Annotated in this window: 12 protein-coding genes and 2 tRNA genes; 9 read left to right on the top strand and 5 right to left on the bottom strand. The window is 39.2% G+C overall.

Translation table 11 applies throughout. From position 1 onward, the window contains the following. Positions 1-20: 20 nt before the first annotated feature. The 4 genes from serB to ACNARN_RS12095 all read left to right on the top strand — a co-directional run bounded on the left by serB (position 21) and on the right by ACNARN_RS12095 (position 5,204). Positions 21-998, top strand: coding sequence for a phosphoserine phosphatase (serB, locus tag ACNARN_RS12110; protein WP_109374385.1), 978 nt, complete (start codon positions 21-23; stop codon positions 996-998). A 38-nt stretch (positions 999-1,036) separates the two neighbouring features. Further along, positions 1,037-2,428: a DNA repair protein RadA gene (radA, locus tag ACNARN_RS12105; RefSeq protein WP_075672711.1), complete on the top strand. Its 1,392-nt coding sequence runs from the start codon at positions 1,037-1,039 to the stop codon at positions 2,426-2,428. Positions 2,429-2,439: 11 nt separating this feature from the next. Further along, positions 2,440-3,684 (top strand): multifunctional transcriptional regulator/nicotinamide-nucleotide adenylyltransferase/ribosylnicotinamide kinase NadR, encoded by a 1,245-nt coding sequence (gene nadR / locus ACNARN_RS12100; protein ID WP_109374384.1) that lies wholly within the window; start codon positions 2,440-2,442, stop codon positions 3,682-3,684. 380 nt (positions 3,685-4,064) lie between these two features. Next, positions 4,065-5,204 carry an ElyC/SanA/YdcF family protein gene (locus ACNARN_RS12095; protein ID WP_198620698.1) on the top strand — a complete coding sequence of 380 codons (1,140 nt, stop codon included), beginning with the start codon at positions 4,065-4,067 and terminating at the stop codon, positions 5,202-5,204. Positions 5,205-5,277: 73 nt separating this feature from the next. Here the strand turns inward: ACNARN_RS12095 and ACNARN_RS12090 are convergent, their stop codons facing one another. Together ACNARN_RS12090 and ACNARN_RS12085 are read right to left on the bottom strand one after the other, a co-directional pair. After that, entirely contained in the window at positions 5,278-5,628 is a 351-nt protein-coding gene (locus tag ACNARN_RS12090) for a type II toxin-antitoxin system RelE/ParE family toxin (protein ID WP_198620701.1), read from the bottom strand. Positions 5,629-5,642: 14 nt separating this feature from the next. Beyond that, a complete protein-coding gene (locus ACNARN_RS12085; RefSeq protein ID WP_072069015.1) occupies positions 5,643-5,912 on the bottom strand; it encodes a hypothetical protein in 270 nt (89 codons plus the stop codon). A 231-nt stretch (positions 5,913-6,143) separates the two neighbouring features. On the opposite strand from ACNARN_RS12085, the gene ACNARN_RS12080 reads away from it, so the two are divergent. From ACNARN_RS12080 to ACNARN_RS12060, 5 genes are all read left to right on the top strand, one after another. Further along, positions 6,144-7,703, top strand: coding sequence for an alpha/beta hydrolase-fold protein (locus ACNARN_RS12080; protein WP_416304498.1), 1,560 nt, complete (start codon positions 6,144-6,146; stop codon positions 7,701-7,703). A gap of 187 nt (positions 7,704-7,890) precedes the next feature. Further along, a complete protein-coding gene (gene phoA, locus ACNARN_RS12075) occupies positions 7,891-9,330 on the top strand; it encodes an alkaline phosphatase (protein ID WP_196532858.1) in 1,440 nt (479 codons plus the stop codon). Positions 9,331-9,750: 420 nt separating this feature from the next. Continuing rightward, positions 9,751-11,376, top strand: a complete 1,626-nt coding sequence (locus tag ACNARN_RS12070) for a Na/Pi cotransporter family protein (protein ID WP_109374378.1) — start codon at positions 9,751-9,753, stop codon at positions 11,374-11,376. A 2-nt stretch (positions 11,377-11,378) separates the two neighbouring features. Then, positions 11,379-11,927 carry a GNAT family N-acetyltransferase gene (locus tag ACNARN_RS12065; RefSeq protein WP_198620702.1) on the top strand — a complete coding sequence of 183 codons (549 nt, stop codon included), beginning with the start codon at positions 11,379-11,381 and terminating at the stop codon, positions 11,925-11,927. 207 nt (positions 11,928-12,134) lie between these two features. After that, positions 12,135-12,398: a DUF1435 family protein gene (locus tag ACNARN_RS12060; RefSeq protein ID WP_198620703.1), complete on the top strand. Its 264-nt coding sequence runs from the start codon at positions 12,135-12,137 to the stop codon at positions 12,396-12,398. 66 nt (positions 12,399-12,464) lie between these two features. On the opposite strand, the gene ACNARN_RS12055 is transcribed toward ACNARN_RS12060, so the two are convergent. The 3 genes from ACNARN_RS12055 to rsmC all read right to left on the bottom strand — a co-directional run bounded on the left by ACNARN_RS12055 (position 12,465) and on the right by rsmC (position 13,859). Beyond that, a tRNA-Leu gene (locus tag ACNARN_RS12055) sits at positions 12,465-12,551 on the bottom strand. Between the two features lie 35 nt (positions 12,552-12,586). After that, positions 12,587-12,673 (bottom strand) — tRNA-Leu (locus tag ACNARN_RS12050). A 169-nt stretch (positions 12,674-12,842) separates the two neighbouring features. After that, complete coding sequence (gene rsmC, locus ACNARN_RS12045) at positions 12,843-13,859, bottom strand: 16S rRNA (guanine(1207)-N(2))-methyltransferase RsmC (protein WP_198620704.1); 1,017 nt, start codon at positions 13,857-13,859, stop codon at positions 12,843-12,845. Between the last annotated feature and the right edge of the window lie 128 nt (positions 13,860-13,987).

Raw genomic sequence — 13,987 nt, 5'->3', positions numbered from 1 at the left:
GGGAAAACAGGAGAATAAGTATGTCAAATAGTCTGACCTATTGCTATTTACCGGATGAGATCCGTAAATGGCCAGGTCTGCCGTTATCACTCAGTGGTGAAGAGGTGATGCCACTGGATTATCGTGCGGGTGATAGCGGATGGTTACTTTATGGACGTGAACTTGATAAGAAAAGAATAAGTGAGTTCCAACATAAATTAGGCGTGGCAATCGTGGTGGTTTCTTCATGGCGTATTGACGATTACCAAGTGGTACGTATCGCAGGTAGTCTAACCCGTCGAATTCGCCGTTTATCTGATGAATGTGGCCTAGATGTCGTTCCTCTAGGTGAAATTCCTCGCTTACGTTCTCCAGGACTTTTAGTGATGGATATGGATTCAACGGCGATTCAAATTGAATGTATTGATGAAATAGCCAAACTTGCTGGCGTGGGCGATAAAGTTGCAGAGATAACAGAACGTGCCATGCAAGGGGAAATGGATTTTAGTGAAAGCTTAAAGTTGCGTGTTGCTGAACTGAAAGGCGCTGATGCATCTATCTTGCAAAAGGTGATGGATGATTTGCCTCTTATGCCGGGATTAACCAGCTTAGTGCGTAAACTTCAGGCGATGGATTGGCATATTGCTATTGCGTCAGGTGGCTTTACTTATTTTGCGGATAATTTAAAACAAAAATTACGCTTAGTGTCTGCTGTTGCTAATCATCTTGAAATTAAAGATGGCAAGTTGACAGGTAAAGTCAAAGGTACGATTGTTGATGCGAAGTACAAAGCACAAGTGTTAGCGCGTTTAGCGAAAGATTTAGAGATCCCAATGGAGCAAACCATTGCCATTGGTGATGGGGCAAACGATCTTAAAATGTTGAGAAAAGCAGGGCTTGGTATTGCTTATCATGCAAAACCTAAAGTGTATGCTCAAGCAAAAGTCGCTATTCGTCACGCCGACCTAATGGGTGTATTGTGCGTTTTAAGTGGTGGTCTAAAACACGAAGAGCGTTAAGCGCGTTTTTCTAAAATTGTTATTGTTGGGAGAGAAGTGTGGCAAAAGCAGCAAAAAGAGCCTTTGTATGTAATGAATGTGGTGCAGATTATCCTCGTTGGCAAGGGCAATGCTCTGCTTGTCATGCGTGGAATACAATTACAGAAGTGCGCCTTGCTGCCGCCCCTTCTTCCCGTAATGAGCGCTTTAGTGGATTTGCGGGTGATGCAAAAGGCGTTAGCCGAGTTCAAAAGCTCTCTGAAATTAGCCTTGAAGCCTTACCGCGTTTCTCAACGGGCTTTAAAGAGTTTGATCGCGTATTAGGTGGTGGTGTAGTCCCTGGAAGTGCCATTTTAATCGGGGGAAGCCCGGGCGCGGGTAAGAGTACCTTATTGCTACAAACCATGTGTCGTTTAGCAACGGAAATGAAAACGCTATATGTTACAGGTGAAGAGTCACTCCAACAGGTAGCTATGCGTGCACATCGATTAGGTTTACCGACAGCAGAGCTAAATATGTTGTCAGAAACTAGCATTGAGCAAATTTGTTTAATTGCCTCACAAGAACAACCTAAATTAATGGTGATTGACTCTATTCAAGTGATGCATATGGCAGATATTCAATCTTCACCGGGTAGTGTTGCTCAAGTGCGAGAAACCGCTGCTTATCTAACTCGTTTTGCTAAAACCAATGATGTTGCCATTATCATGGTTGGTCATGTGACAAAAGATGGCACATTGGCAGGGCCTAAAGTATTGGAACACTGTATTGACTGTTCTGTCATGCTAGATGGTGAAACGGATTCTCGTTTTCGTACCTTACGCAGTCATAAAAACCGTTTCGGCGCCGTTAATGAGTTAGGCGTTTTTGCGATGACAGAGCAAGGATTACGAGAAGTGAGCAATCCATCTGCTATCTTTTTAAGTCGAGGTGATGAAATCACATCAGGTAGCTCTGTTATGGTTGTGTGGGAAGGTACAAGACCTTTGCTGGTGGAGATACAAGCCTTAGTTGACCACTCAATGTTGTCCAATCCTCGCCGTGTTGCAGTGGGATTAGAGCAAAATAGATTAGCTATTCTGCTTGCTGTATTACATCGTCATGGCGGGTTACAAATGTCTGATCAAGACGTTTTTGTGAATGTGGTTGGTGGGGTAAAAGTCACAGAAACCAGTGCAGATTTAGCCTTGTTATTGTCATTAGTATCCAGTTTTCGTAATCGTCCTTTACCTCGTGATTTAGTGATATTTGGCGAAGTCGGACTTGCAGGTGAAATTCGACCAGTCCCTAGCGGACAAGAGCGTATTGCAGAAGCAGCAAAACATGGATTTAAACGAGCGATTGTACCTAGTGCAAATATGCCGAAAAAAAATCCCCCTGATATGAAAGTGTATGGTGTGAAAAAGCTGTCAGATGCGTTATCTGTCCTCGATGATTTAGAAGATTTCTAAAGGAGTGAAATATGGGACCTTTTGATTATATCAAACAGGCTATCAGAAAAAATGGTTATACTTTACAACAGGTTGCTGATGAAAGTGATATGACAAAAGGCTATCTTAGCCAATTAATTAATAATAAAATCAAAAGTCCCAGCGCTCAAAAGATGTCGGCTTTACACCAATTTTTAGGGTTAGAATATCCCGTAAAAAAGAAAACGATTGGTGTTATTTTTGGTAAGTTTTATCCGCTTCATACGGGGCATATTTATTTAATTCAACGTGCTTGCAGCCAAGTAGATGAATTACATGTCATTTTATGTCATGACGAGCCTCGTGATAAAAATCTATTTATCAACAGTGCAATGTCACAACAGCCAACGGTGAGTGATAGATTGCGTTGGTTATTACAAACCTTTAAATATCAAAAAAATATTCGTATTCATGAGTTTGACGAGCACGGTATAGAGCCACAACCCCATGGCTGGGAAATGTGGAGTGAAGGGATCAAAATGTTTTTGCGAGAAAAGCAGATAACCCCTGATTTTATCTATACCAGCGAACGAGAAGATGCGGATCAATATAATGCTTTCTTGGGGATTGAAACGGTTTTGATTGATCCTGAGCGTTCATTTATGAATATCAGTGGCAGTCAAATTCGCCAAGCACCATTTAAATATTGGGAATATATTCCAACGGAAGTAAAACCCTTCTTTGTGCGCACAGTGGCGATTTTAGGCGGTGAATCCAGTGGTAAATCCACGTTAGTCAATAAGCTCGCCAATATTTTCAATACCACCAGCGCATGGGAATATGGTCGTGATTATGTGTTTTCTCACCTTGGTGGGGATGAAATGGCCTTACAATATTCCGACTACGATAAAATTGCATTGGGACATGCTCAATATATTGATTTTGCTGTTAAATATGCAAATAAAGTGGCATTTGTTGATACGGATTTTGTCACTACACAAGCATTTTGTTTACGTTATGAAGGTAAAGAGCATCCCTTTGTTCAAGCGCTGATTGATGAATACCGTTTTGATTTAGTTATCTTACTAGAAAACAATACGCCGTGGGTAGCAGATGGCTTGCGTAGTTTAGGCAGTGATAAAGAGAGACGTTATTTCCAAACCTTACTGATGGAAATGCTCGATAAAAATAATATTGAATATATTAAAGTTAATTCCCCTGATTATGACGAACGTTTCTTAAGTTGCGTTGAATTAGTGAGAGAATTATTGATGATGCAATCAAAGCATATTGAATAATATAAAGATTAAAAACGCCATTAGTGGCGTTTTTTACATTGAATAATAAAAATAATTACTCAATTTTAAACGTCTCTCTTCCCTCTAAAGAATAGATCGTTTGTATTCTTTATCACTGATGATCTATCAGAACAAAATCACTTACCAAAAGATAAAAATACATAAAAAAATCTGTCAAATAAACTATCTACGTAATAATGCTATTTTTTTCAATAAGGTGAAAAAGATTACTGAAAATTAATGCAGGGATCTCTATTATAGATAGCAGGTATAGATTTATCGGTGTGTATTTCTTTTGCCATTAGGTGTGGGGAGTCACACTCTCTATCTTCATTCGCTCAGGTGAAGAAGCAGACTATTTTTCGTAAAAGGACAAGATAATGGCGCAACCTTCCCGTGTTTCACTTCATATCAAGAAAACAGTCATTTCGTTAGCGATCGCTGCTTTAGGTTTTACCGTCTCATCAAATGCATTGGCTTACCAAAAAGTTCATCAACCAGATAATAGCTATCAACAGTATGTCTCTCAGCGCCAAACGGTTGATAGTTTGATCCAAGATGCATTAGATGCTTTTAAGTCACCAGCGCGTGTCTCTGATGCTGGCTTTACGGGAAAACTGCCATCCAATATGGAAATTGTGGCGCAAAAACTACAGCAAGCTTATAAGTTAGAACCTTATCGCCTCGATTTATTATTTAGTACCGCGAGTGCTTATATCTATAACAATGATGTTTCTCGCGCAATTACGATTTATAAACAGATTTTAGAAGCGGCTCCTGATGATATTGATGCGCTAATTTATGTCACTTCATGGACTCGTTTTGAAGGTAAAGATAAAGAGAGCGAAGCGTATTTCAATAAATTGAAATCATTAAATCCAGCAAAAGCAGAAGAAATCAGTCGTTTCTTTGCACAAATTGATCGCGTTAGCAAAATGCCGTTAAGCGATAAATTAACGCCTGCTGATTTAGCGAAATTGAAGAAAACCAAAGATAATAATGCGATTGTGACATTAGGTTATGCGTTAAATCCTGATGGCACTATGAATAAGATTTTAATTGAGCGCTTAAATAAAACTTTAGAAGTCGCTAAACAATTGCCTGAAGCAATGATTGTTGTGACTGGGGGCGTACCTAAAGCGCACCAAACTGAAGGTAAGTTAATGGCAGATTGGCTGGTGAAAAATGGGATTGCACCAGAACGTATTTTCCAAGAGAACTATGCGCGTACAACTGTCGAAAATGCGTTATTTAGTCGCTATGCTTTAACCAAACATCGTATTAAAACAGCAGTGATTATTAGCTCTGGTAGCCATGTTCGTCGTGCTGACGCAATTTTCACTATCGCAAGTTGGCAAAGTGGTCCAAGTGATATTACTTACTTAACGGTTGTCGCTCCTGATAAACCATTGGCCGAATTACAAAAAGCCAGCAAATCAGATATACAGGGCATTTATCGTGATGGCTTAAAAGCGCTGGGATTATGGAGTTTCCGCAGTTATCCGCTAGAAGAGCGTTGATGGGAGCGTTTTAACGTTAATTAACTTAGAAAGAAAGTCTCCTCAATAACAAAAATGATTGAGGAGGTTTTCATCATTTTTTCAATATTAAACAACGATAAAGCATTCCTTCAATATCTTGTTTTGTACTTATAAAAAGTAATATATCGACCGTATTATTTTCTTCATTGAATTCATATAAACAACGAAACTGACTGTTTACATCAATACGTTCACGAATAGCGATCCCTTTATCTGCCAACATTGCATTATAACGATAACGGGTAGGATCTTGAGAAATAGCATCAATAGCTGAGTCAAAAAGTTGATCTATAAATACAGCAGCGGTTTCACTGTTATTGGTGCAACTGAGTTTAAATGATTCCGCATCTTTTAATGACCATAGAGCCGTCTCTGATACTCTAATGTTTACAGTTTTTTTCAAAAGCACCTCTAATATTAAGTTCGAGATCCACGTAGTTTTCTTTTGACATCTTCAGGAGACATAACTTGCTCATTTGCTATATCTTCTTTCGCTATCATTACCAATTTCAATAGAGCATTTGATTGACGCTCTTTTTCTCTTTCTTGTAACTCCAGTTGTCTTTCTTCGGCTGTTTGTACAAAAAGCTCCGCTTGACCATTTTTTGTAATATAAACACCACCTTGAAATAATTCTGGATTACCAAGTCCTTCTCGAGCTAGTTTTTGCGACATCGTTATAGACATAATAATTACCTTCATTTAATTGCTATTCATATGCAAGATAGACATAAATAGCGAACTCCTATAATTATTGACTTTATCTTGCTATCACATAGGGAGTGATAATGATTATTTTATTATTTTTCGCTGGGGTGTCAAATTTATTATAAATTTGTACACGCTTAATTTTTATTGAATTGATAACAATTATCATTACTATTGTTTCTCACAATAGTTTATAACGAGAATAATAAAGTGAGAATTCCTCTGATGATATGTGCATTAATGGCATCTTTCCCTAGTTTTTCCAATTGCTTAACCGTAACCGAAGGCAAAGAAATAACAGGTCAGTTTGATAACAACAACACGTTGTGTTTTACCACGCAACTAGAGAGTCAACGTTATGCCGAACTGAATGTGAAAGGGATACAAAACCTGCGATTAGAAACCCCAAATGGCACACATATCCGTAGCTTATTAAAAGATATTCCTGCGGATGGGCAACAAAAAGTGCGTTTTTTATTGCCTGAAACCGCAAGTTATCAATTAGTTGCACTGGGTGAAAAGGGAAAATCATGGCAACTCATACTGACAACACAGCCTTATCAACCTTTAGATAAAGATGCGAAAATTGCACCTATTAGTCCTCGTTTACAAACACTTGCTCAACAACTCAATCAACAAAGTATTCAGGCATTTTGGCAACAAGTACGCCATGAAGGTACACCCCTTATTGAGCCTTATGATAAGGATAAAAAGTTAGTCACTTTCTTATGGCAAGGTGCAAAGAAGAATGTCTATTTATTGGGATCACCAGAGGGTAATCATGATCCATTAACCCATTTAGCCAATAGTGATATTTGGTATCGTAGCTATATCGTACCTAACGATACATTAATGCAATATAAATTAGCGCCTGATGTGCCTATCATTGAAAATGCAGAGCCATTCGAACAACGTCGCGCTATTTTAACCACAGCACAGGCAGATCCGCTGAATTCTCAAGATTCACCAAGCAAATCTGAGGATATTTATAATCACTTTTCTTTATTATCGTTAGATAGTCAACGTGAATGCCAATTGCCTGATATTCTTGATAGAAAAATGAAAGGCAACACAGAAATTGTGCGTTTTCACAGTCAGATCTTAAATAACGATCGTGAAATAGCGCTTTACCAGCCCGCTCAAAAAATGGAAGTACCTCGACTTTTAGTGTTATTTGATGGTCAAACTTATCGTCGTCAATATGGTCTTGATCAGTTTTTTGATAAGCAGATCGAAGACGGGAAATTGGCGCCGATGATGATCCTCTTTGTTGATAGCATTGATAGTGATCGCCGTAGTATTGAATTACCGCCTAATCCTGATTTTTATCGCTTTTTAGCCGACGAATTATTTGTTTGGTTGGAAAAAGAGAAAGGTATTCACGTATCAGGAGAAGAAACCATTGTGGCAGGTTCGAGTTATGGAGGATTAGCGTCTTCATGGGTGGCATTTAATCGTCCTGATCGCTTTGGTAAAGTGCTGAGTATGTCAGGCTCTTATTGGTGGGCGCCTGAAAATGAAGAGCCTGAATGGCTTATTCGACAATTTGAGCAAGCAGATAAAAAGCCATTACAGTTTTTCTTAGAGGCGGGGTTATTTGAAAACCGTGGTGATAAAGGGGGGATTTTAAATAATAATCGCCATCTTAAACGGGTTTTAGAACAAAAAGGTTACCCAGTTCAATCGCTAGAAATGGCAAGTGGGCATGATTATATCTCTTGGTGTGAAACGCTATATCTCGGTGCGAAAGCATTAACTAAAGAACATTAATATTGATAATGACAGAAGCTTATGAGTGATGATAAACGGCATAAGCTTCTGATTTGTCACCAACCTGTCATAAAGCTGTCATCAAAATCGCATTTACTCTTCATTTCTCTGTCATTTAACTGCCGTAAGCTTTTCCTGACTTAAAACATTAACCCTGTTTTTTACTTTAGAGTGCAAGGAAAAAGCTATGTCTCATCGTTACCAACGTTCTATTTTATCCGTTATTGTAACAACGCTATTAGCTGGCGCGAGTTTCTCTTCTTTTGCTGCTCCCGTTGCTGCTGATGCCATTTTAGCTCAAGATCGTGCAGCAAAAGGTAATATCACGGAATTTGGCGGTGCTCGCCGTATGACTCAAGATCAAACTGAGGCATTAAAAGCCGCTTTAAATAATAACCAAGCGAAAAATGTAATCCTCTTTATTGGTGATGGTATGGGGGATTCTGAAATCACCGTTGCACGTAACTATGCCGAAGGTGCGGGTGGTTTCTTTAAAGGTATCGATGCCTTACCTATTACGGGTCAATACACACACTACGCTTTAGACAGAAAAACCCAAAAACCTAATTATGTAACAGACTCTGCCGCTTCTGCGACAGCATGGGCTTCGGGTGTGAAAACCTATAATGGTGCATTAGGGATTGATGTGTTTGGTAAGGATCATCAAACTATTTTGGAATTAGCAAAAGCCAATGGAAAGGCGACAGGGAACGTGACAACCTCTGAAATTCAAGATGCAACACCTGCGGCTCTGTTCTCGCATGTAACAGGACGTAAATGCTATGGCCCTGTTGAAACCTTAGAGAAATGCTCAACAAACGCATTGGAAAATGGCGGTAGAGGTTCTATCTCTGAGCAATTATTAGTGACTCGCGCTGATGTCACATTAGGTGGTGGAGCAAAAAGTTTTGCTCAAACGGCTGTAGCGGGTGAATACAAAGGCAAAACGTTAGAGCAACAAGCCATTGAGCGTGGTTATCAAATCGTGAAAGATGCCAAATCACTCGATGCGATTACGCTTGCGAACCAAGATAAGCCTGTACTAGGTTTATTCCATGAAGGCAATATGGCAGTGGCATGGGAAGGCCCTAAAGCGACTTACCACGGTAATTTAAACAACCCACCTTTAGAGTGCAAACCTAACGCTAAACTTGATCCGAATGCGCCAACACTGGCACAAATGACCAAAAAAGCGATCGATTTGCTGAAAACCAATGAAAATGGCTTCTTCTTACAAGTCGAAAGTGCCTCTATCGATAAGCAAGATCATAATGCGAATCCTTGCGGACAAATTGGTGAAACTGTTGCGCTAGATGAAGCCGTACAAATCGGTTTAGATTTTGCTAAACAAAACGGCGACACTCTGATTATCGTGACTGCTGATCATGCGCATTCAAGCCAAATTATTGAAGCTGATGTGAAATCCAGCGGGTTAACACAGGCACTTATCACTAAAGATGGTGCGGTTATGGTGGTGAATTACGGTAACTCAGAAGAAGAGTCTCAAGAGCATACAGGAGCACAATTACGCGTTGCCGCTTATGGTCCACATGCGGCTAATGTGGTTGGGTTAACTGACCAAACAGATTTGTTTTTCACAATGCGTGATGCGATGGGTCTGAAGTAAGTTCAAGTTGAATTTATAGTCTGTCTGAACTTGTAGTCGAATTGCCTTACTAAATTGTTGTATTTTCGCGCGACTTAGAGAGATACCCTCTAGTCGCGTTTTTTTATTAAGAATTGAGTCTGCTAAAAATAAAATGATAATAAATCAATAGGTTATTTATAGTCTGATTTTGAAAGTGACACTTTCTCTGCTATAATTAGCAGAATTCACACATTAATCCATATAATATTCTCAACTTCTCCATTGATTATTGCACTTAAGTTGCAATATCTTTTTGTCTAATAACCCAATGTGTTATTAAGGCATTACCAGCAAATATCTTTTCTCAGAGCGTTATCTGCTCATGGTCTTTCTCTTTTTTATGAGATTGAAGGAGAACAGAGTCAAACAAACAACGATAAGAATAAGGTTATTTTTTCTATGCTGACACTGCTTCATTTACTCTCATCTGTCGCGCTTCTTGTCTGGGGAACACATATTGTTCGTACAGGCATTATGCGTGTTTTTGGCTCTGATTTACGCCGAATTTTAGGTAAAAGTATTAATAAAAAATCCAACGCCTTTCTTGCGGGGGTGGGCGTAACGGCATTAGTGCAAAGCAGTAATGCGACGGCACTTTTGGTTATCTCTTTTGTGACGCAAGGACTGATTTCGATTACACCAGCACTTGTTATTATGCTAGGCGCGGATGTGGGTACTGCGTTAATGGCGCGTGTGCTGACATTTGATCTCTCTTGGTTATCGCCACTCCTTATCCTTATCGGTGTTATTACTTTTTTAAGTCGTAAAAAAGAGCGAGTAGGACAACTAGGACGTGTGGGCATTGGTCTTGGTTTGATTTTGTTGGCTTTACAACTCATTGTGGCATCGGCAGAACCTATTATGCACGCAAGTGCAGTCCAAGCTATTTTTACCTCGCTTAGTGGCGATACTATTTTAGCGCTATTGGTGGGGGCACTCTTTGCAATGGTGAGTTACTCGAGCCTTGCGGCAGTGTTGTTAACGGCAACATTAAGTGCAACAGGGTTAATGCCATTATATATCAGCCTTTCCATTGTAATTGGCTCAAATATTGGTAGTGGGTTGCTTGCATTAATAAGTAGTCGGGGACAAAGCGTTGCCTCTCGACAAGTTGTGTTGGGAAGCTTATTTTTTAAACTGATTGGCGCATTGATTGTTTTACCATGGATAACGTATCTTGCTTCTGAAATACAAAAATATGGCTTTTCACCGGCTGAAGTCGTTATCTATTTTCATGTTATTTATAATCTTGCTCGCTGTATTTTGATGATCCCTTTTGTCGGCATAATGGCGAAATTATGTCAGCGACTCATTCCTGAATTACCGACCACGGGCTCTGAAATGGCACCGCGTTATTTAGATCAATCCGCTATTGATACGCCTTCATTGGCAATTGCTAATGCGGTTAGAGAATCACTACGATTAGGTGATGTTATAGAACAAATGCTGCAACGTTTTACTGCGTTAATGGAAGGCGATCGTCAGCAAAAAAGGGAAATTAGCCAGTTAGAAGAAGAGGTAGAATTACTCCACAGCAGCATTAAATTGTATATGGCACAAATTCAACAGCATGATCTAGGAACTGAAGATTCTCGACGTTGGGCTGAAATTATTGATACAGCGATGAATTTACAACAATCATCCGCTATTATTGCGCGTATGTCGGCTGAAGTGGTTAGCAAAGGTTTAAATCACCACTTGTTTTTATCGGAGGAAGGACGTCGTGAATTACAGACACTCCTTGAGCGTCTGCAAAGTAATCTGAATCTGGCGATGTCGGTATTTGTTTCCGGCAACATGGAACATGCTCGTAAATTACGTCGAGCAAAACATCGTTTCCGTTTACTCAACCAGCGTTACTCGTTTGCCCATGTAGAACGTCTTCATTTGCATAATATGCAAAGCATTGAAACCAGTTCACTGCATACCAGTTTGCTCGGTGATATGAAACGGTTGAATTCCTTGTTCTGTGCTGTGGCTTATCACGTACTAGAACGAAGTGAATCATCATCAGAACAGGTTTAATAATGAAATACATTATTCGTCAATTAACACGAAATGAAATTCCACAAGTATGGGCAATTGATAGAACCGAGCTTATTGAAAAGCTATATGTCTTAAAAGAAGGAATATTGCTTTTATCAGAGCAACGCTTTGATATGAAAGGTTGGCCAGAAGGTGAATCAGAACATTACACACCTGTTTTACTTGAAAGTTTTGATCGAGGAGCGCCTTTTTGGGGTGTTTTTAAACAAGATCAGTTGGTCGCGGCGGCAAGTGTTGATCCACAAAAACGGGGTCAAAATGGCACTTTACTTCAACTCTCTTTTTTACATGTTAGCCACCAGCAACGTGGGCAAGGTTTAGCACGAATATTATTTGATTATTGTGTGGAATATGCGAAGAAAAAAGGGGCTGGTGGATTATATATCTCATCAACACCTTCTGAAAATAGCGTGAATTTTTATCAGCATTTAGGGTGTCGTTTAATTGATATTCCTGATCCTGAGCTTTATGAAAGAGAGCCTGAAGATATTCATTTAGTCTTTCATTTTATCGAGCCAAATAACGCTTAATTTTGTTTATTGACTATGATAACAACATAATAAAATGAAATGCTTTATCGTGAAAATGATAAGGCATTTTTTATGCCTGAGACTAAAGAATACACATAACCATTTAAAAAATAAGGATATAAGGTAAGTTTTTTTCTTTATATAAGTTGATTTAGCATAAGTGTTATATATAATAATGAAAATCATTATCATTAATGGTGAGTTATTATGGCTAAATCAACGCGCTTATCTCCAGTTACGTCTTGGACATCTCGCATTAGTTTATGGGAAATGTTGGCGGTTTCTTCTTTACTAACAGTGATCACACATTCTATTGCAGGAACATCCGCTTTTACGCTGGTTTTAGTGGTTTCAATGCTGTTATCAACCTTGATGCTGTTCCATAAAAAATTACAAATGTGGGTAATGATCCCTGCAGGCGTTGTATTAACCTACAGTTTGATGACACTTTTAGTCGCGTATCATGGATAGAGAAAAGAATACTCGGTGTGTAATCGAATGGGTGTTATTACAAGGAAAAAATAAAGGCTCATTGAGTGGTGCGAAGAGGGGGACTTGAACCCCCACGTCCGTAAGAACACTAACACCTGAAGCTAGCGCGTCTACCAATTCCGCCATCCTCGCAGTTTTACTCAATCATTTTTGCTCTACAAATTGTTTGGTGCGAAAGGGGGGACTTGAACCCCCACGTCCGTAAGGACACTAACACCTGAAGCTAGCGCGTCTACCAATTCCGCCACTCTCGCAATATCAACATCATCTGTGCAGATAGGTGGCGAATTTTATGCTTTTTATTTTTGGCGTCAATTATTTTTTATCAATAAATTATCTTGGTGATGAAAAATAAAACACCTTGGAGCATTACTTAAAATCAGTCCAAAAATAAAGCCCTGTTATAAATAACAGGGCTTGTGATTACTCTTTTTTAGTTGCTTGGTAAACTTTGAATTTACCTGTTGATGCAAGCACTTCATGAGAGCCAAATACATGATCCAGTATATCTGGATAAGGGATAAATGAATTCGCCACAATGCGTAATTTACCGCCTCTTTTTAGATAATTTGGTGCAAGGCGTATAATATCTTCAGCTGCTTCATAGCTTGTACCTAAACCATCATGGAAAGGTGGGTTTGAGATTATCCAATCATAAGTCTCTTCAACTGCTGAATAGACATTACTCGCAATCACTCGACCTTCTAATTCATTCACGTTTAAGGTAGCGATACTAGAAGAAATTGCCGCAGCATTCACATCACACAGTGTTAGTTTCAACATTGGGTTTTTCTTGCCAAGTACAGTAGCAAGAACGCCACAACCACATGCCATATCCAGTAAATCTCCAACCATTGCATCATCAAAAGTTGATAGTAATAAACGGCTACCCTCATCTAATGCATTTTGGCTAAATACACCCGGTAATGCCATTACAGTAAGATCGTCATGGCGATAAGTTTGCCACCAGTTATTACGGTCAAACAGTGTTTGATATGTTTGAGTACCAAAAAATAAGCTACAACGGCGTGCTGAATCTATTTTTTTAAGTTTAGCGATACCGTTCATTAATTCTGTGGCACTTTTAACACCGCTACGGTTTTCACCGACGATAAAGATTTCAGTACCCACTTGTAAGTTAGAGCAAAGGCTACGCAGTTGGAAAGTGGCTTCGTTTTTATTTTTAGGCCAAAAATAGATCAAGGTATTGCAATATTTCACAAAGGATTGATCAGCAACTAAACCAAAGAGTACGTTATCACCCATTGATTTTAGTAATGGTAGCCATTGGTGATATTGGTTGGTATATGCTCTGACACTTTTCGCCTGAATTTGCGCCGCGAAAGTATCTTGAAGATCACCTGCAATAAGTACATGCCTGTCTGCGAAATGATCTAGGTGACGAAGAATAACTTCGCTAGCAGGGGACAGTGAGGACATTATGATTATTACTCCTTAAAAAACATGAGACGCATGATATCAGATATAAAGAAACCGACGCTATTTATTGGCGTAGTTTATGCCCTCTGATACTATGTACCGTTGTTCTACACTTGATAGGTAAGCAT

This window comes from Proteus sp. TSJ240517 (assembly GCF_047921575.1).
Taxonomy (GTDB): Bacteria; Pseudomonadota; Gammaproteobacteria; order Enterobacterales; family Enterobacteriaceae; genus Proteus.
The sequence above is the reverse complement of the archived record's forward strand: the minus strand, read 5'-3'. Positions and strand labels throughout refer to the sequence as shown.